Raw genomic sequence first — 18,171 nt, 5'->3', positions numbered from 1 at the left:
GGGCGCCGGTTCAATCCGCGACCGGCACCGGGGCGGTGCTGATGCGGTAGCCCCGGGGGTCGAAGGTGCCCACTTCGTCGCGGAAGGCGAAGGCGAAGTCGGGCCAGAGCAGCGTGAGGCGATCGCTGCGATCGTCCACGTACCAACTCGTGCAGCCTCCGGTGAGCCACACCGTGCTCGCACTCCGGCGGTCCAACTCGCGAACGTACACATCCTCGGCCTCGCGAGAGACCTCGAGCACCTCGCCGTTCACGATCTCGAGGTGATCGAGCGCCCCGAGGATGAAGGCGATCTGGGTCTCGATCATGTGAACGGCCGAGTTGTGGCCGAGGCTGGCATTCGGCCCATCGATCACGAAGAGATTCGGGAAACCCGCGACCGTCGTCGAGGCGTGGGCGACCATGCCCGCGCTCCATCGTTCGGAGAGCACGAGGCCGTCACGCCCGACTATCCGGTCGGCGAACGGTGGTCGGGTCGAGTGGAAACCGGTGGCGAGCACCAGCACATCGAGCTCGAACTGTGATCCGCTCGCTGCCGTCACCACGGACCCCTCGACGCGCGCCAGTGCCGACGGCTCGAGCGTCACGGCTCCCGAGGCGATCGCGGGATAAAAGTCATCCGACAGCGCGACCCGCTTGCAGCCGATCTCGTACTGCGGCGTCAGTTGCGCCCGCAGGCCCTCGTCGGCGACCTGAGCCGCGAGGTGTCCGAGCGCCACCTGCCGGAATTCCGCGACCGCGCCCGGAATCCCCACTCGTTTTGCGAATCCGGCCTCGGCATCCCAGAACAGCTGGGACCGCAGCCGCTCGATCGCGCCGGGCACCCGAGCGAGGAGCACCTTCTCGGCCTCGGTGTAGGTGCGGTCGTCTCGCGGGACCACATAGGCGGGGGTCCGCTGGAACAGCACGACCGCGTCGGCCTCCCCCGCGATACCGGGGGCGATCTGGATGGCGGAGGCACCCGTCCCGACCACTCCGACCCGCTTTCCCGCGAGGTCCACCTCGTGGTCCCAGGCCGAGGAGTGGAACACCGGGCCCGGGAAGCTGTCGAGGCCGGGGATCCCGGGGATCCGCGCCTCCGAGAGCCGGCCGGCTGCCATCACGAGCACCCGGCACCGATACCGGCCGGTCGAGGTCTCGAGCTCCCAGCGCGCCGCATCGTCGTGCCAGCGCATCCCGAGCACCTCGGTGCCCAGTCGGAGGTGAGTGAGAAGACCCTCCTGCCGAGCCGCCTCCGAAAGGTACCGCTGGATCTCGGCCCCGCCGGCATAGAACCGCCCCCAGTCGCTCTTGGGACGGAACGAGTACGAGTAGAGATGGGAGGGGATGTCGCACGCGACTCCTGGGTAGGTGTTGTCGCGCCAGGTGCCCCCGACGTCATCCGCCCGCTCGAGCAGGAGGAACGATCTCTCGGTCTCGCGGGCCAGCCGGATGCCCAGGCCGAGCCCCGCGATCCCGGCCCCGACGACGATGGTGTCGACCTCGACGACCTCCGGCCCGCTCATGGTCGAGCGCCTTCCAGCACGGATCCGGCGCGATGCCGCAGGGGGTGCGCGACGAACTCCCTGATCAGGGCGAGCACCTCGGCCGGCCGCTCCGCGAGCACCGCGTGCGCACTGTCGACCTCGGCGTACCGGGCGTTCGGGAGGGACGCGAAGAGCATCCTGGCCTGGTCGATGCCGGCGAGGTCGTCGTGGATCGCGCCAACGACGAGCGCCGGGACGGTGATGCGAGGCACCGATCCGGAGAGGTCGGTGTCGACGAACAGTTGGTGCCGAGCGGCCGCGTGCTCGTCGGGGGCGGTCGGAGCGGGGTCGTGCGCCTGCAGGAACGACGGACTGCGGGTGACGAAGAGATCGAGGATGCCGAGCGCCCCGGGATCGCTGCGCGCCAGCCGGGAGCGCAGCCCGGCCACCAGGCGGTGCCGGTTCGACGCGCGTAGAACCGGCGACACCAGCACGAGTGACGCCACCTCGCGGCTCGTCGACGCGAATGCCGCGGCCACCGTGGCGCCGACCGAGAATCCGACGAGGGTGACACTCCGCGCGGGAAACACCTGGTTCAATGCCGTGGCCAGTTGACCGATGAGCTGTTCGAGCGTGGCTGCGAGCTCACGCGGTGCGAAGTCGAGGTCGATCGCCAGCACCCGCCCGGTGCGGGCGAGAAGGGGGACGAGGAAGGAAAGCTCGCTCTCGCCACCGAGCCCGGGAACCACCACCACCGGGTCGGCTCCCCCATCGACGCCGGAGAGCGAGCATCGCACGACGGAGTCGCCGACAGTCACGAGAATGGTGGACGCACCGGCCTCGGCACTCATGATGCCGGGCTGTGCGCTGCGGTGACGGTGCGGTCGTCGAGGGTCAGCATCCGGGCCGCACGCCGCACGGGGGGCGAGATCCGGGTCACGGTTTCATAGAGCGTCGTGCGCTGGCGCAGCGGTCGACCGAGTTCAGCGGCGATGGCCCGCACATCGGCGAGCGATAGCTCCCGGTGGGCTTCGGCACCCGCCGTGGGAGCCAGCGTGCCTCCGAGCAGCAGCCCGCCCAGATCGTCCGCTCCCCCGCGGAGCACCGCGACGGCGGCGGCCAGGCCGAGTTTTGTCCAGGCCGCCTGGATGTGGTCGATCCGGCCGCAGAGCATCAGACGGGCGACGGCGTGCACCGCGCGGGTCTCGCGAAGGCTCGGCCCCGGACCGGCGAGCGCGGCGACCGTCGCCGATGCCTCAAGCGGCATATAGGGCATCGGGATGAACTCGGTGAATCCCCCCGTCTCGTCCTGAATGCCGGCGAGACGCCGGAGGTGAGCGACCTGGTCGGCCGCGGTCTCGATGTGACCGTAGACCATGGTCGCCGTGGTGGGCAGCCCGATCGAGTGGGCGGTCGTGACGACGTCGACCCAGGATTCCACCGGCGGATCGGTCCGGTCGCTCAGCACCGCGCGAATGCGGTCGTCAAGGATGCGGGCGCCGGTGCCGGGCACGCTGTCCACGCCGGCCGCGCGCATCCGGCCGAGGAATTCGCGGACCGTGATTCCGAGCCGACCGGCCGCTGTGGCGATCTCCACTGGCCGGAGGGAGTGGATGTGTAGGTGCGGCTGGGCCTGGCGGACAGTGCCGATGATGTCGATGTACGCGTCGACGCCTCCCTCGGTCACCGCTCCCTGCAGGCACACCTCCGTGGCTCCGAGCGCCTGTGCTTCATCGGCAAGGTCGCGGATGAGCGAAAGATCGAGCGAGCCGTCGGCAGACCGGGCGGGGTCGAAGAGCGAAAGGTCGAGATTGCGATTGACTACGAACGACACCTCGTCGCCGACCGTCGAGGCGCGGAGCGCGTCCGCGATGAACGCGAGGCGATCCAGGTCGGCGCCGTCGGCGCCGAGCAGCGCGACATAGTCGTCGTCGGAGAGGCCGGCCGGGGTGAGCTCGGCCGCGTCGAGGAGGACGGAGAGTCCACCCTCCCGCAGATCGGGTTCGGCGATCCAGGCGCGCCCGATGACCGGCGCGGCTTCGCGCGCGAGGCTGGAAACGGGATCGGCGAGCGCCCTCACCTGAGAGCGCAGCCGGGGATCGAGCCACGTCTCCTCGTCGCGGATGTAGTCCGGGTGAGCGGTCAATCGTTCGCGCAGTTCGAATCCTCCGTCGCGCGTGAGGCTGGCCAGTGCCTCGAGTTCCGGCCAGGGGCGCTCGGGGTTCACGTGGTCCGGGGTGAGCGGGCTCACCCCACCCCAGTCGTCGATTCCGGCGCGCAACAGCAGGCCGAGCTCCTGCGCGTCGGTGAGGTTCGGGGGTGCCTGGATCGTCGCATCCGGGCCCATGACGATGCGGGCGACGGCGACGGCTGCGACGTACTCCTGAAGGGCGAGGTCCGACTCGTTCTGCATCGCCGTGCGTGGTTTCGCCCGGAAGTTCTGCACGATCGTCTCCTGGATGTGCCCGTGGCGTTCGTGCGAGCGGCGGATCTCGAACAGGGCATCCGCGCGTTCGGCGTCGTTCTCCCCGATGCCGAGAAGCACACCGGTGGTGAAGGGGACGCGTGACCGGCCGGCATCTTCGAGCACGCGAAGCCGGATGGCCGGGTCCTTGTCGGGAGAGCCGTAGTGCACTCCGCCCTTCTCGGACCACAGCCGGGTCGCAGTGGTCTCGAGCATCATGCCCATCGACGGCGCGACGGGACGCAGCCGCTGCAACTCCGACCACGACATCACCCCGGGGTTGAGGTGCGGCAGCAGCCCGGTCTCCTCGAGCACGAGGATCGCCATGGCGCGGATGTACTCGAGCGTCGACTCGTAGCCGTGATCGTCGAGCCACTTCCGCGCACTCGGCCAGCGGTTCTCCGGTCGGTCGCCAAGGGTGAACAGCGCCTCCTTACAGCCCATCGCTGCGCCCTGCCTCGCCACCTCGAGGATCTCCTCCGGAGACATGAAGACGGGGATGTTGCGCTTCGCGAGCCCTCCGGGGGTGTCGACGAAGATGCAGTAGTGGCAGCGGTCCTGGCAGAGTTGCGTGACCGGGAGAAAGACCTTCTTCGAGTAGGTGATGATGCCAGTGCGGCCCGATCGGTCGAGGCCCTCATCGCGCAGGCGGGAGGCCACCACCAGTAGTCGCTCGAGGTCATCGCCCCGCGCCGCGAACAGCGCTTCGGCGTCGTGCTGGTCGACGCTGCCGGAGTGCTCGAGGCGGGTGAGAGCGCCGGCGAGGTCGGGAGAGGTGGGGGGATTCGGCATGGGAGACCTTCAGGAGAGTGAGGGGTACCAGCGCTCGACGGAACGCGTTACAGCCCAAATCCAGGCCTGATGATGACTCTCCCCCAGCCTACGCGCCCGGGATGACCGCCGTTTCGATTGTCGCGCCGACGAGTGCCAGAATTGTGCGCGCGTGCACTCCGGTCGGTGACCACAATGTGAAGGAACTTTCGATGCCCCTCTCCTCCTATCTCAGTGATCGTTCGCCCGGATTCGGCGCTCTGCCCGCCCGTTCCTGGCTTCACACGGATGCCCCGAGGCTCGACCTCGGTGGCGACTGGTCGTTCCGGCTGCTACCGGCGGCGGAGCCCGTCGGGGAGGAATGCGACGCCTTCGCGCAGCCGGCGACGGACGTCGGGTCGTGGGATCGCATCCCCGTGCCCGCCTCCTGGGTGCTGGTCGGCGACGGCCGCTACGGACGACCGATCTACACCAACGTGCAGTTTCCGTTTCCGGTGGACCCGCCCCACGTTCCCGACGAGAACCCCACCGGCGACTATCGTCGCACCGTCGAGATCGCCGAGGACTTCGGGACCGATGCGCGCCTCGTGCTGAGGTTCGACGGCGTGGAATCCGCCTTCCGCGTCTGGTGGAACGGCCAGGAGGTGGGCGTCGGCAAGGGCAGCCGTCTCGCCCACGAGTTCGACGTCACGGAGTTCGCCCACGCGGGCGAGAACGTGCTCGCCCTGCGAGTGCACCAGTGGTCGGATGCCAGCTACCTCGAAGACCAGGACGAATGGTGGCTTCCCGGCATCTTCCGCGACGTCACCCTCTCCGCGCGCCCGGTAGCCGGCATCGAGGATGTCTGGCTGCGCACGTCGTGGCGCGATGGCCGGGGCTGGATCGAGCCGGAGGTGCGCGCGCTCCCCCGTGCGTACCCGGTGCGGATCCGGGTGCCCGAACTCGACGTCGATTTCGAGTGGGCGGATGAGGCGTCGGTGTCGCCCATCCCAATCGCGAGCGTCGACCCCTGGTCGGCCGAGTCGCCGCGCCTATACGACGCGACGGTCTCGACATCCGCCGAGGAGATCAGCCTTCGGCTGGGCTTCCGCACCATCGAGATCATCGGCGACCAGCTTCTCGCCAACGGGCGCCGACTCGTGTTCCACGGCATGAACCGTCACGAGGCCCACCCCGACCGCGGGCGAGTGTTCGACGAGACCCATGCCCGCGAGGATCTGAAGCGCATGAAGAGATTCAACGTGAACGCGATCCGTACCAGCCACTACCCGCCCCATCCGCGACTGTTGGACCTGGCGGATGAGCTCGGTCTCTGGGTGGTGCTGGAGTGCGATCTCGAGACCCACGGCTTCGAGGCCGGGGGCGCTGGCAACGACTGGACCGGCGATCCCGCCGCGGTCGCCGCCCGCACCAGCAGGTTGACCGCGCGGGACCAGGGCCACGCGAGCACCGGCGCGGGCGCCTGGGCCGCGAACCCCAGTGACGACCCTGCCTGGCGCGACGCCTACCTCGACCGGATCGAGCGCACGGTCGAGCGCGACAAGAACCACGCGAGCGTGGTGATGTGGTCCCTCGGCAACGAGGCGGGCACGGGAGCGAATCTCGCGGCGATGGCCGCGTGGGTACACGACCGCGATCCGGAACGCCCGGTGCACTACGAGGGCGACTATGCCGGCGCCTACACCGACGTCTATTCGCGCATGTACCCCTCGGTGCCGGAGACCGAGTCCATCGGTCGCGACGACACCTCGCTCCTGCTCGGATGCTCCGCCGCCGAGTCCGCCCGGCAGCGCACCAAGCCCTTCCTGCACTGCGAGTACGTACATGCGATGGGCAACGGACCCGGCGCGATCGACCAGTACGAGGAGCTCGTGGAGAAGTACCCGCGACTGCACGGCGGGTTCGTTTGGGAGTGGCGGGATCACGGCATCCGCACCCGCACCCCCGAGGGTGTCGAGTACTTCGGGTACGGCGGTGACTTCGGCGAGGTGGTGCACGACGGCAACTTCGTGATGGACGGCATGATCCTCTCCGACGACACCCCGATGCCGAGCCTGTACGAGTACGCCGCGGTCGTGGCGCCCTTCCGGTTCGCGGTGGCCGAGGATCTCGGCAGCGTCGAGATCCGCAACCTCCGGCATTCGAGCGACTCCGACGATGTCGAGTTCGGCTGGCGGCTGGAGCGTGACGGGGTCGAGACCGCCTCCGGAGTGCTCGAGGTCGCTCCGCTCGCGGCCGGTTCGGCGGTTTCGGTGGAACTCGCCCCCTTCGATCTCGAGGGAGACGGCGAGGCCTGGTTGACCTTCGATGCGAGACTGACTTCCCCGAACGACTGGGCTGATGCCGGCCACGTTCTCGCGTTCGGCCAGCACGACGCCACCCCGCCGCGCCCCGCGCCGCAGCCGCGGCTTCCGCGGTGGAGCGTTGGATCCGCGACATCCGCCGTCCGTACCCTCGGAATCGCGTCCTTCGACGCTGGCAGGCTTACCGGTCTCGGCGACCTCGCCGTCGACGGTCCGGAGCTTGCCGTGTTCAGGGCCCCGACGGACAATGAGCTGCGCGCGGGCCCCGGCAGCTACGACCTCGCCGACCCGGCAGTATTCGACAAGGGGCTCCCGTCTCCCGCACTAGCCGACATCTGGCGTTCGGCGGGACTCGACCGGCTGACCAGCAGGGTCGTCGAGCAGGAGGAGGGTCCCTCGGGCACGCGGGAGCTGCGGCGCTGGGCACCGGCGGCCGGCCGCGAGAGCGTTCTCACCGACGTGCGCTGGCAGCCTCTCGAGGACTCCGTGCTGTTGACAGTGGAGATCATCCCGTCGGCGGGCTGGGATATCGTCTGGCCGCGCCTCGGCATCCGTTTCGCTCTGCCTCTTGGGCTGGAGGATGCGACCTGGTTCGGCACCGGACCGTTCGAGTCCTACCCGGACAGCGCGAACGCAGCTCGGGTCGGACGCTTCGGGAGCTCGATCGACGACCTCACCGTGAACTACGCGCGCCCCCAGGAGACGGGTCACCGGCCGGGGCTGCGGCAACTCGAGCTCACGGGATCGGCTGGGCGGCTCGCGCTGGAGGCGATCCCGGATCACCGGGGCCGTCGGCCGGGATTCACCGTCGCCCGCCACACCGCTGAGGAGGTGTCGGCTGCCGAGCACCCGTTCGAGCTGCCGACGCCGACGCGCACCTACCTCTACATCGACGCGGCCCAGAACGGCCTCGGATCCCGCGCCTGCGGGGTCGACGTCTGGCCGACGCACGCCCTCCGACCGGAGGCACGCACCCTGCGCATTCGTTTCGGGAAGTGAGCGCGCGGGTTCAGCTCTCCAGGCGCGAGTGGTCGCCGATGTGGTGCCAGGAACGGTTGTGATAGACCAGCGGTGTCCTGTCGGCGGCCCCGACATCCGACTGCAGAGCGTGGACGGCGACCACAGTGGATCCGCCGGCCTCCATGCGATTGACGATCCGCCCGCGGATCCACGTCGGGGCGCCCGGAAGGTACGGCTCACCGGTGATCAGCCGGTCCCAGCTCGAGCGGTCGGCAAAGCGATCGACCCCACTGGTGGCGAAGAGTTTCGCCACGTCGAGCTGGTCCGAGCCGAGCAGATGCACAACCACGGTCTCGGCGCGCTGGATGGTGGGCGCGCTCGAGGACTGGCCCGAGATCGAGAAGACGAGCAGCGGCGGCTCTGCGCTGACCGAGAACACGGAGGTGACGGTGAGGCCGACCGGGCCGTCCCCGGCGTCGGCGGTGATGACCGCGACCCCTCCGGGGTGATTGCGGAAGGCCGCCTTGAACTCGTCGGCACTGAGCCCTCCGAGATCACCGAGGCGCGGGACATCCCGGTCCCCCTCGGATCGGTGGATCGCTTCCGCCGGCTGGATCGCCATGTGTGTCTCCCTCTCGATGCTGCATCAGCTAGGTTCCCCGACGAGAGCTCCGGCAGCAAGAATGTTGCGCCTTGTGACCTCGCGATTGGCTACGGGACCACGGTTAGCATTGATGAGTACAGAATCCTGAGGCCCATCATGCCCACCGTCGCCGCGCCGACATCGCCACGCACACTCGCCCCCGCTGAGATCACCGCCCTCCGGGCCGACTTCCCCCTGCTGGCGCGCGAGGTCGACGGCCGACCCCTCGTGTACCTCGACTCGGGTGCGACCTCCCAGAAACCCCGGTCCGTCATCGACGTGGAGCGGGACTACTACGAGAACGAGAATGCGGCGGTCCACCGCGGAGCCCACACCTTGGCGGCGCTCGCGACAGAACGATTCGAGGATGCCCGCGCGACGGTCGCCCGCTTCATCGGGGCAGCGGATGACGAGATCGTCTGGACTTCAAACGCCACCGAGGCGCTGAACCTCGTGGCCTACGCCATCGGCAACGCCACCCTCGGGCGCGGCGGAGCGGAAGCGGAGCGATTCCGCCTCGCTCCTGGCGACGAGATCCTCGTCACCGAGATGGAGCACCACGCCAATCTCATCCCGTGGCAGGAGCTCGCGGCCCGCACGGGCGCGGTGCTGCGGTTCATCCCGGTCGCCGACGATGGCACGCTGCGGATGGAGGAGGCGGCTCGCCTGATCACCGCGCGCACGCGCATCCTCGCCTTCACCCACGTGTCGAACGTGCTCGGCGTGATCAACCCAGTGCAGGACCTCGTGGCGCTCGCCCGCTCGGTCGGCGCGCTCACGGTGCTCGACGCCTGCCAGTCCGCGCCGCACCTGCCGCTCGACGTCGCCGCCCTCGGCGTCGACTTCGCGGCATTCTCCGGCCACAAGATGCTCGGCCCCACCGGCATCGGCGTGCTCTTCGGGCGGCGCGAACTGCTCGGCGCGCTCCCGCCGTTCCTCACCGGAGGGTCGATGATCACCACCGTCACGATGGAGAGCGCCCAATACCTGCCGCCACCCCACCGTTTCGAAGCCGGTACCCAGCGCATCTCGCAGGCGCTCGCGCTGGCGAGTGCCGTCGACTACCTCGAGCGGGTGGGTCTCGACCGGATCGCCGAGCACGAGGCGGCACTCGGCCGGCTGCTCGTCCTCGGGCTCGCCGAGATCCCGGGGGTCACGGTGCTTGGACCCGGCGTCGGGCACGAACGGGTGGGACTAGCAAGCTTCGACGTTGCCGGGGTGCATTCACACGACGTCGGCCAGTTCCTCGACGATCGCGGCATCGCCGTGAGGGTCGGTCATCACTGCGCACAGCCGCTGCACCGTCGGCTGGGTGTCACCTCGTCGACGCGGGCGAGCGCCTACCTCTACACGACCGGGGACGAGGTCGAGGAGTTCCTGTCCGCGCTCTCGGATGCCACACGATTCTTTGGAGTGACCTCATGAGTTCGTCAATGGAATCCCTCTACCAGGAGGTCATCCTCGACCTGTCACGGCGCCCGCACGGTCGGGGCCTTGAAGACGACGCGGCCGCGGAGTCGCACCAGGTCAACCCCACCTGCGGCGATGAGATCACCCTGCAACTCCACCTCGAGCCGGGCACGGATCGCGTGCGCGCCATCCGCTGGGAGGGCCACGGGTGCGCGATCTCCCAGGCCTCGGCATCGCTGTTCTCTGACCTCGGACCGGGGCTGACCACATCAGAGCTGCAGCAGCGCATCGAGGTCTTCCGCGTGGCGATGCGGTCGCGCGGCACGATCGAACCCGACGAAGACCTGCTCGGCGACGCCGTCGCGCTCGGTGGGGTGTCGCGCTATGTGGCCCGCGTGAAGTGCGCGATGCTCGCCTGGGTCGCCGGCGAGCAGGCGATCATAATCGCGGACGCGGCGTAGGCTCGCGTCACTGATCCTCTGCGGTCTCCCGATCCGATCCCCGCGGCGAGCCCGGGCGCGCCTCGTGGTGGCGAAGCCCGGTTGTGCGACGCTCCTCCTTCATCTCTGCCTCGAACAGATGAGCCTTCTCTTCGGCGCTCCTCGATGACGGTGCGACCGACCACGGTGCGATCGATGTCGTCGGTGGAAGGAGTCCGGCCCGTCTGGCTCGTCGACTCCCTGGTCGCGACTGCCGGTGGTTTCTCGGTCGCCCCGCCGGAGCTCGCGCCTCGCGCGGCCGCAAGTGCCCATCCGATAATCGGCGGCACGAACGTCGGCGTCCTTGAACCACGACCGGAGAAATCGACGGACAGACGGCACCACATCACCAGGGGTCTGTCAGCGCAGAAGTACCGAAACGCCGCCGAGGCGCCCCACAGCTCCGCCCTGCGTCTCGATAAGGTCGATCTATGGATGCAGCTGGGCACGACGACATCGAGTACGAGCAGAACGGCCGGCGGGCGATGGTTCGTTACACCCCCGAGGACGCGGAGTGGAACATCTTCGCCCCCTCGGGTGTCTACGTCGCCACCTTCGCCGAAAGTCCTTCGACGCAGGCGGGTGACGCCGAGGCGCCGCTCTACCAACTCGTTACCAACCGAACTTCCCCTCGCGCAGCAGAGAGCGACGACCGGTCTTCGGACTGGCGCGGGCTGGTCGAGCGCGCCCTCATCGACTTCGACGGCTTCGCAGGCGCCGATGACCTGACCGGCGAATGAGCAGGCGGACGAGCGGATGAGGCCACGCCGCATCCGGCTCCCGTTCGCGCGGCTCCTCGAATCGATCAAGTCGAGCCTGTGGCCGATACCCGTGATAGCCATCGTCGCCGCGGTGGGGATCGGCCTGCTACTCCCGTGGCTCGATCGGTCGGTCGACACCGTGCTTCCGGAGGGGATCGACGCGGTGGTATTCAACGGTGGCGCCCAGTCGGCTCGATCGGTTTTGTCGTCGATCGCGGGTTCGCTCATCACGGCCACCTCCCTCACCTTCTCCCTCACGGTGGTCTCGCTGCAGTTGGCGAGCAGCCAGGCGTCCCCGCGCGTGCTGAGGCTATTCGCGCAGGACAGCGTCGTGCACGGCACCCTCGCCCTCTTCCTCGGGACATTCGCGTTCACCATCATGACGCTGCGAACCATCCGCGATCCGTCCCTCGACAGTGCCGCGGTCGTTCCGCGGATGGCCGTCACGCTCGCCCTGATGCTCACGCTCGCGAGCGTGCTCATGCTCGTGTTCTTCCTCGCCCATCTCGCCCGGCAGTTGAGGGTCGAGACGATGCTCAAGGACATCCATGCCGAGACTGACCGCACGATCGCCCTGGTGAGCGAGGCGCACGAGGCGCACAACGCGTTTCGCGGCACTGTGCTCCGGCGCGCCCCGAACCAGCCGGTTGTGGCCCGGTCGAGCGGCTTCATCACTCGATACGACCAGAGCGCCGTGTTGGCGATCGCCGAGCGGCATGGGCTGGTGGTTGAGGAGCTGAAACTCATCGGCGAGAGCAGCATCTCGGGAAGCGCGCTCCTGCGTTACCGGCGGACGCGACAATCGTCCGGTCACGATGAGGCCATCGAAGACGAACTGCGCGGTGCTTTCAGCATCGACTATGAGCGCACCTCAGCACAGGATGCCGACTACGGCGTTCAACAGATCGTCGATATCGGAGTACGCGCCCTCTCGCCAGGTATCAACGATCCGACGACCGCGCTGCACGCCCTCGCTCACCTCGCCGCCTTGCTGTCGGATTGCCTCGCAATGCCGCAGCCGCCGCCCGCGCTGGCCGGCGAGGATGGCGCGTTGCGCGTGCTCACGCACACCCGTTCCCGTACACAGACCATCGAGGGGACGCTCGGGCAGATGCGCCGCTATGGCGCGGCGGACTTCCCCGTGGTGAAGCGCATGCTGGACCTGCTCGACGACCTGCTGGTGGTGCATCCCGAAAGCGACATCGCGACGGCGGTCGAGACACAGCTCGACGCCCTGGCTGCGGCCGTCGATAAAAACGGGTTCGGACGCGAGGAGTCTCGCGTGATCGCCACACGCTCCGCCGAAGTGCGTCGGCGCGCCCGCGCACTCACGCGGCGGAGGCCGGCAGCCAGGGCAGCGTGGCGTTCCCGGAGCTGAGCGTGAGGATGCCGCGGCCCGGTCTGGGACGTTCGCGGGGCGACCCCCGCTGAAAGCCACCGCGCGGCGGTTTCCCGCAATGTGCGCACAGGTCGCCGCCGGTGCGTGAAGATAATGCGGTGATGTCTATCAGGAGGAGCGTGCGATGTCTCTGACACCGACGGTAGTCCGCCCGGGTCGCCGGGTGAACTGGCTCGAACTCTTCTTCGACCTGGTGATGGTGGTCTACATCGGCCAGATCGCCCAGGTCATGCACGGCGATCCCGGATGGACGGATGCACTCGTGTTCGTCGCGTTTCTGGGGGCGGCCTGGTGGGCCTGGGTGAACGCGACGGTCACGATGAACCTGTTCGGTGCGCGCGTCACCCGTTCCACCTGGGCGGCAGTCACGATGGCGATGATTGCGATCGGTGTGATGGCGGCCGCCGTCCCGGACGCGCTCGGCGATCGCGCCGCCGCCTTTGCCGTGGGCAATGCCGTGATCCGGCTGGTCTGGGTGCAGCCCTGGTTCTCGAAGCGCCGAACGATCGGCGTGCCGTGGTGGCGGCCAGTGCTCTACAGCGTCGTTCCCGCCTCCTTGTGGATCGTCTCGATCTGGATCGCCCCACCGTGGCAGTACGCCCTGTGGGCGATCGCCGTGGCCATCGAGATCGCACTGCTGAGCTTCCTCGGCGGGCAGCAGGAGTGGCTGCGCACGGCTCTCGACATCGATCATCTGGTCGAACGCGTCGGCCTGCTCGTTGTGATCGTCTTCGGTGAGTCCATCCTGACCATCATCTCGGAGCTGAATGGACACTGGAGCGTGTTGTCGGGCCTTGCGGCCGTCCTGGGGTTCGCCTCGGTCTCTCTGCTGGCCTGGATCTACTTCGGCCACGCCACCTCCGCCGTCGAGCGCGGTCTCCGAGGCCTGCTCCAGCGCGGCAGCATCACCGGGCTGCGAGACACGGTGATGTATCTCCCGTTTCTCCTCGTGGCCGGCGTCACCCTGTTCGCCACGGCCCTCGGCACAGCCGTGGCCGAGGCCGGACACCATCTGCCGACTGGCGCCGTGATCAGCCTCAGCGCCGGAATCAGCTTCTTCTTCCTCGCGAGCGCGGCCGAGTCGCTCCGCTATGGCGCTCCCTGGCGCCAGGTCTCGCTCTGGGGTCCAGCCGGCATCCTGCTGCCCTGGGGATTGGCGCCCCTCTCGAGCTACGTCAATGCCGAAGTCGTGGTCGCCTGCTCGACCGCGGTCATCGCCATAGCACTCGCGCTGACCGAGATCAACGTCCGGCGCATGCGGGCGGTCCCTGAAACGGCGGAAGGTGCGGCGCTGACGTAGATAGAGCAACCCGGTCGTTGAAGAGCCAAATATCGAAGAATGTCGGGCTCCTCGAAGAAAAAAGCCCCGGAGAACCGGGGCTGAGGCGACTTGCTAAAGCTGGGGTACCTGGACTCGAACCAAGAACAAAAGAATCAGAATCTTCCGTGTTGCCAATTACACCATACCCCACCGCACCCGGGGCGAACCCGAGCCGACTAGTCACTCTAACCTACGGGTGGGGGGTCGCCCAAATGCCGGGGCGGCCTGTCGGGGAGGCGTGACAGAATTCGATCGAACACCCACACATCCCCTCGCCGAATCGAGCCGACCACGCCATCCCTCGTCGTCATCCTCACCACCTGGCGTTTCGACGCCGTGTCGGTGGGGGTCATCCTGCTGGCTGGAGCCCTGTACGCAGCGGGCGTGCTTGCGCTGCACCGACGGGGAGTGCCATGGCCGGGCATCCGCACAATCTGGTTCTTCGCGCTCGGGCTCGGGTCGTTCGCCGTCGTGAATCTCGGCTTTCTCGGAGTGTGGAGCACCGACCTCCGCTGGGCGTTCACCACCCGCATCGCGCTGCTTCTCTTCGCCGTGCCTGGCCTGCTCAGCCTGGGAGCCCCCGTCGCGCTGGCGAGGCTGGTGCTGAGCGGCGGCTCGCTGCGGACGATGGATGCGATGATGCGATCGTGGCCCGTGCGGCTGGCCGGCAACGCGGTTTTCGCCCCGTTGTTCGCGCTCGCCGCTTTCTCGGTGTTCCTCACTCCGATCGCCGGCAGCCTGCGCGAGAGCGCGCTCGCGGGAGGGGTGCTCACGGTGGCGGTTCCGCTGGTGGGGCTGCTGATGGTGCTGCCGATCGTGGAGAACACGACCCAGCGCACGAGCTTCTTCATCACTGTGGAGTTTCTGTTCGTGTTCGTGGAGCTCGTCGTCGACGCGATTCCGGGCATCCTGCTGCGGCTCAACAACTCCGTGCTCGACGGGCTCGGCCAGGTGGCAGGCTCCCTGCCGGCATGGTTTCCCTCGGCGTATCACGACCAGCATCTCTCCGGCGACCTGCTGTGGTTCATCGCGGAGGTCGCGGATGTGCCGGTGCTCATCCTCCTGTTCGTGCGCTGGTCGCGCGTCGACCGCTCCGAGGCGCGTGCGCTCGACGCGCTGACCGACGAGGAGATGGATGCCCTCACCCGCGAGCACCTGCGGGGGCCGCGGGAGTAGTGGCGGGTCGGCGGGGTGGCGCGTCGGCGGGGTGGCGCGTCGGCGGGTCGGCGGGTCGGGGCTCGCAGGCAGGGGGTAGCGGGTGGCGGGGGCTTGCGGGTAGCGGGGGCTTGCGGGCGGGTGGCACCGCGAGCGCTTCGTCCGAGGAGGCCCTCACGGAGCGGTTCCCCCGTTCGCGGATCAGGAGATTCCCGCGGATGCCGCGTGTCGTGGCACTCCGCTCCGGCGTGTCGCCCGCATCTCCTGATCCGCGAACAGGGAGCAGTGCCGCATGCCGGAGCGAGGCCTCCGCCAGCGCGACTCCACGTACACAGGCCCGACCAGAGCCATTGCAGTCCGCGGCGCCTCCCGCCGCGCGCCCCCACGGGTGGATTCCCGTTCGCGGATCAGGAGATTCCCGCGGATGCCGCGTGCCGTGGCACTCCGCCCCGGCGTGTCGCCCGCATCTCCTGATCCGCGAACAAAAGGGTCACACGGACCAGGGAAGGCCGCACGATACTGGGCCGTACGGAACAGGGCCGCACGGTACGGGGCACGGCGGGGCGACGGCAGCCGGACTCCACCTGCGACTGGCTCGACCAACGCGTCAGTGGCGGGGGATGCCGATCAGGTCGCGATTGATTGCGGCGGCGGTGCGTGCTCCCGCTCCGGCAGCGACGATGAGCTGCTGCGGCCCCGGCGCCGTGGAATCCCCCGCGGCGTAGACACCGGCGACCGTCGTGCGGCCGTCGGCATCCGTGGTGAGGAGTCCCCACCCGTCTTTCGCGAGGTGGAGGGTCGAGAGGTAGCCGAGCGCCGCATCCCAGCGCGGACGCACGAAGCCGCCCTCGACGGTGATCGACCGGCCGTCGGCGAGCCTCACCGCCGAGACGACCCCGCGCTCTCCGAGCACATCGTCGATCGCACCACGCTCCACCCGCACCCCGCTCTCGGCGAGCACGGCCTCCTGGGCGTCCGTGATGCGGCCGAGGGCGTTGGTGAAGACGGTGAGAGTGTGGCTCCACTGCGCGATCAGCAACGCGCGCGAGGCGAGATCGCTGGTCTCCCCGATCAGGGCGAGCGGCTTGTCGCTGCGCTCATAGCCGTCGCACTCGATGCAGCTGAACAGTCCGAGGCCATAGAACGAGCGGATGCTCGGCAACGCCGGCAACGTCTCCTTCAGCCCGGTCGCAACGAGCACTGCAGACGCGGTGACCGACCGGTTCGGGGAGCCGTTGATCCCCTTAGCCTCGAGCTCGAAACCGTCCGCGGCCCCCACCACGGAGAGCACCGTCGCCTTCTGCACCTCCACCTCGGGGTACCGATCGAGCTCCTCGCGGGCGAGGCGCCGCAGCTCGTGCGGCGCGACGCCGTCCCGCGTGATGAAGCCGTGGGAGATCATCGTGGCGGCATTACGCGGGCGGTTCGCATCCAGCATGAGCACCCGGCGGCGGGCCCGGGCGAGATTGAGCGCCGCGCTCAGCCCTGCCGGCCCGGCGCCGACGATCGCGACGTCGTAATGATCCATTCTCTACAGGGACGCCGCGAGCCGCGAGAGTCGCGCGAGCGTCGACTCCTTGCCGAGCAGCTGCATCGACTCGAACAGGGGCGGGCTGATCCGCTTGCCTGACAGTGCCGTGCGCAACGGCCCGAACGCGATGCGGGGTTTGAGTCCTCCGCCCTCGATGAGCTCCTGGCGGAGCACACGCTCGATCTCCGCGTGGGACCAGTCGTTCAGCTGTTCGAGCGCGCCGACCGCGGCATCGAGGATCTCGGCCGAGCCCGCCGGGGGCGTGGCATCCGCGTCGACCTCGATCGAATCATCCGGCGCGAAGAAGAATCCGAGCAGCGCCGGTGCCTCGCCGAGCAGCTGCATGCGCTCCTGCACGAGCGGTCCGGCCTCGCGCAGGATGGCCTGTTCGGTGCCAGTGGGCGGATCGGAGACGATGCCCGCCAGGTAGGGAAGGAGTCGCTCGACGAAGACATCCGGAGCGAGGAGACGGATGTGGTCTCCGTTGATCGACTCGGCCTTCTTCACGTCGAAGCGGGCCGGGTTGGGGTTCACGTCCACGATGTCGAAGGCGGCGACCATCTCCTCCATCGTGAAGACGTCACGGTCATGACTGAGCGACCAGCCGAGCAGGCTCAGGTAGTTGAGCAGCCCCTCGGGGATGAAGCCGCGCTCGCGATGGTGGAACAGGTTGGACTCGGGGTCGCGTTTGGAGAGTTTCTTGTTGCCCTCCCCCATCACGTACGGCATATGCCCGAAGCGCGGGATGGCCGTGGCCACGCCGATCTCGATGAGGGCGTGATAGAGCGCGATCTGTCGAGGTGTCGACGACAGCAGGTCTTCGCCGCGCAGCACGTGCGTGATGCCCATGAGCGCGTCATCCACCGGGTTGACGAAGGTGTACAGCGGGGCGCCGTTCGGGCGCACCGCCACGAAGTCGACGAAGGAGCCGGCTGGAAAGGTGATCTCGCCGCGTACAAGGTCGTCGAAGGAGAGGTCGGTGTCCGGAACTCGCAGGCGCAGCGCGGGCGAACGCCCCTCGGCGCGATACGCGGCCTTCGCTTCCTCGCTCAGGTCGCGCTCGAAGTTGTCGTAGCCCTGCTTCGGGTCACGCCCGTTCTGGATGTTGCGGGCCTCGATCTCCTCCGCCGTCGCGTAGCTCTCGTAGAGGTGGCCGCTCGCCGTCAGCCGTTCGATGAGGCCGGCGTAGATCTCGCCGCGCTGAGACTGGCGGTAGGGCTCGTTCGGGCCGCCGACACCGACGCCTTCGTCCCACTCGATGTTCAACCAGCTGAGTGCGTCGAGAAGCTGAAGGTAGCTCTCCTCGCTGTCGCGGGCGGCATCCGTGTCCTCGATGCGGAAGACGAGTTTGCCACCGGTGTGCCGGGCGTAGGCCCAGTTGAAGAGGGCGGTGCGGATGAGTCCGACGTGCGGAGTGCCGGTGGGTGACGGGCAGAAACGGACGCGGACGTCGGCTCCGGTGGCTGTGCTGAAGGAGGGTGACATGGCCCGTCAATCCTACCGGGGGCG

13 protein-coding genes and 1 tRNA gene are annotated in these 18,171 nt (G+C 68.6%); 7 read left to right on the top strand and 7 right to left on the bottom strand.

The window, feature by feature from the left end:
- Positions 1-10: 10 nt before the first annotated feature.
- From ACVXZ4_RS04825 to cofG, 3 genes are read right to left on the bottom strand one after another with little or no spacing between them, the layout of a single operon-like run.
- Positions 11-1,504 carry a flavin-containing monooxygenase gene (locus ACVXZ4_RS04825; RefSeq protein WP_461797102.1) on the bottom strand — a complete coding sequence of 498 codons (1,494 nt, stop codon included), beginning with the start codon at positions 1,502-1,504 and terminating at the stop codon, positions 11-13.
- Positions 1,501-2,316 (bottom strand): alpha/beta fold hydrolase, encoded by an 816-nt coding sequence (locus ACVXZ4_RS04820; protein WP_461797101.1) that lies wholly within the window; start codon positions 2,314-2,316, stop codon positions 1,501-1,503. Before ACVXZ4_RS04820 ends, ACVXZ4_RS04825 begins: the two co-directional genes overlap by 4 nt.
- On the bottom strand, positions 2,313-4,721 hold the full coding sequence (cofG, locus tag ACVXZ4_RS04815; protein WP_461797100.1) for a 7,8-didemethyl-8-hydroxy-5-deazariboflavin synthase CofG: 2,409 nt from the start codon (positions 4,719-4,721) through the stop codon (positions 2,313-2,315). Before cofG ends, ACVXZ4_RS04820 begins: the two co-directional genes overlap by 4 nt.
- Positions 4,722-4,912: 191 nt before the next feature.
- On the opposite strand from cofG, the gene ACVXZ4_RS04810 reads away from it, so the two are divergent.
- The gene (locus ACVXZ4_RS04810; protein ID WP_461797099.1) at positions 4,913-8,002 is read left to right on the top strand and encodes a glycoside hydrolase family 2 TIM barrel-domain containing protein; all 3,090 of its coding nucleotides are present in this window, start codon (positions 4,913-4,915) and stop codon (positions 8,000-8,002) included.
- A gap of 10 nt (positions 8,003-8,012) precedes the next feature.
- Here ACVXZ4_RS04810 and ACVXZ4_RS04805 read toward each other — a convergent pair whose 3' ends face one another.
- Positions 8,013-8,585 (bottom strand): flavin reductase family protein, encoded by a 573-nt coding sequence (locus tag ACVXZ4_RS04805; protein WP_461797098.1) that lies wholly within the window; start codon positions 8,583-8,585, stop codon positions 8,013-8,015.
- Between the two features lie 138 nt (positions 8,586-8,723).
- Between ACVXZ4_RS04805 and ACVXZ4_RS04800 the strand changes: the two genes are divergently transcribed.
- From ACVXZ4_RS04800 to ACVXZ4_RS04780, 5 genes are all read left to right on the top strand, one after another.
- A complete protein-coding gene (locus tag ACVXZ4_RS04800; protein WP_461797097.1) occupies positions 8,724-10,031 on the top strand; it encodes a cysteine desulfurase in 1,308 nt (435 codons plus the stop codon).
- On the top strand, positions 10,028-10,477 hold the full coding sequence (sufU, locus tag ACVXZ4_RS04795; RefSeq protein ID WP_461797096.1) for a Fe-S cluster assembly sulfur transfer protein SufU: 450 nt from the start codon (positions 10,028-10,030) through the stop codon (positions 10,475-10,477). The genes ACVXZ4_RS04800 and sufU overlap by 4 nt, the downstream gene beginning before the upstream one ends.
- Positions 10,478-10,926: 449 nt before the next feature.
- The gene (locus tag ACVXZ4_RS04790) at positions 10,927-11,235 is read left to right on the top strand and encodes a hypothetical protein (protein WP_461797095.1); all 309 of its coding nucleotides are present in this window, start codon (positions 10,927-10,929) and stop codon (positions 11,233-11,235) included.
- 16 nt (positions 11,236-11,251) lie between these two features.
- Complete coding sequence (locus ACVXZ4_RS04785; protein ID WP_461797094.1) at positions 11,252-12,634, top strand: DUF2254 domain-containing protein; 1,383 nt, start codon at positions 11,252-11,254, stop codon at positions 12,632-12,634.
- Between the two features lie 145 nt (positions 12,635-12,779).
- Complete coding sequence (locus ACVXZ4_RS04780) at positions 12,780-13,955, top strand: low temperature requirement protein A (protein ID WP_461797093.1); 1,176 nt, start codon at positions 12,780-12,782, stop codon at positions 13,953-13,955.
- A gap of 99 nt (positions 13,956-14,054) precedes the next feature.
- On the opposite strand, the gene ACVXZ4_RS04775 is transcribed toward ACVXZ4_RS04780, so the two are convergent.
- Positions 14,055-14,126, bottom strand: a tRNA-Gln gene (locus ACVXZ4_RS04775).
- Between the two features lie 186 nt (positions 14,127-14,312).
- Here ACVXZ4_RS04775 and ACVXZ4_RS04770 point away from each other — a divergent pair.
- Positions 14,313-15,152: a cytochrome c oxidase assembly protein gene (locus ACVXZ4_RS04770; RefSeq protein WP_461797092.1), complete on the top strand. Its 840-nt coding sequence runs from the start codon at positions 14,313-14,315 to the stop codon at positions 15,150-15,152.
- Between the two features lie 586 nt (positions 15,153-15,738).
- On the opposite strand, the gene ACVXZ4_RS04765 is transcribed toward ACVXZ4_RS04770, so the two are convergent.
- Together ACVXZ4_RS04765 and gltX are read right to left on the bottom strand one after the other, a co-directional pair.
- Positions 15,739-16,659: an NAD(P)/FAD-dependent oxidoreductase gene (locus ACVXZ4_RS04765; protein WP_461797091.1), complete on the bottom strand. Its 921-nt coding sequence runs from the start codon at positions 16,657-16,659 to the stop codon at positions 15,739-15,741.
- A gap of 3 nt (positions 16,660-16,662) precedes the next feature.
- Positions 16,663-18,147, bottom strand: a complete 1,485-nt coding sequence (gltX, locus tag ACVXZ4_RS04760; RefSeq protein WP_461797090.1) for a glutamate--tRNA ligase — start codon at positions 18,145-18,147, stop codon at positions 16,663-16,665.
- Positions 18,148-18,171 lie beyond the last annotated feature (24 nt).

The organism is Lacisediminihabitans sp. FW035 (genome assembly GCF_054880895.1).
This window is presented reverse-complemented; position numbering and strand designations above follow the sequence as displayed.

What these genes read in the sequence shown, in the direction of transcription:
- ACVXZ4_RS04825 (WP_461797102.1), bottom strand. Translation starts at nt 1,504, where the DNA reads ATGAGCGGGCCGGAGGTCGTCGAGGTCGACACCATCGTCGTCGGGGCC.
- ACVXZ4_RS04820 (WP_461797101.1), bottom strand. Translation starts at nt 2,316, where the DNA reads ATGAGTGCCGAGGCCGGTGCGTCCACCATTCTCGTGACTGTCGGCGAC.
- cofG (WP_461797100.1), bottom strand. Translation starts at nt 4,721, where the DNA reads ATGCCGAATCCCCCCACCTCTCCCGACCTCGCCGGCGCTCTCACCCGC.
- ACVXZ4_RS04810 (WP_461797099.1), top strand. Translation starts at nt 4,913, where the DNA reads ATGCCCCTCTCCTCCTATCTCAGTGATCGTTCGCCCGGATTCGGCGCT.
- ACVXZ4_RS04805 (WP_461797098.1), bottom strand. Translation starts at nt 8,585, where the DNA reads ATGGCGATCCAGCCGGCGGAAGCGATCCACCGATCCGAGGGGGACCGG.
- ACVXZ4_RS04800 (WP_461797097.1), top strand. Translation starts at nt 8,724, where the DNA reads ATGCCCACCGTCGCCGCGCCGACATCGCCACGCACACTCGCCCCCGCT.
- sufU (WP_461797096.1), top strand. Translation starts at nt 10,028, where the DNA reads ATGAGTTCGTCAATGGAATCCCTCTACCAGGAGGTCATCCTCGACCTG.
- ACVXZ4_RS04790 (WP_461797095.1), top strand. Translation starts at nt 10,927, where the DNA reads ATGGATGCAGCTGGGCACGACGACATCGAGTACGAGCAGAACGGCCGG.
- ACVXZ4_RS04785 (WP_461797094.1), top strand. Translation starts at nt 11,252, where the DNA reads ATGAGGCCACGCCGCATCCGGCTCCCGTTCGCGCGGCTCCTCGAATCG.
- ACVXZ4_RS04780 (WP_461797093.1), top strand. Translation starts at nt 12,780, where the DNA reads ATGTCTCTGACACCGACGGTAGTCCGCCCGGGTCGCCGGGTGAACTGG.
- ACVXZ4_RS04765 (WP_461797091.1), bottom strand. Translation starts at nt 16,659, where the DNA reads ATGGATCATTACGACGTCGCGATCGTCGGCGCCGGGCCGGCAGGGCTG.
- gltX (WP_461797090.1), bottom strand. Translation starts at nt 18,147, where the DNA reads ATGTCACCCTCCTTCAGCACAGCCACCGGAGCCGACGTCCGCGTCCGT.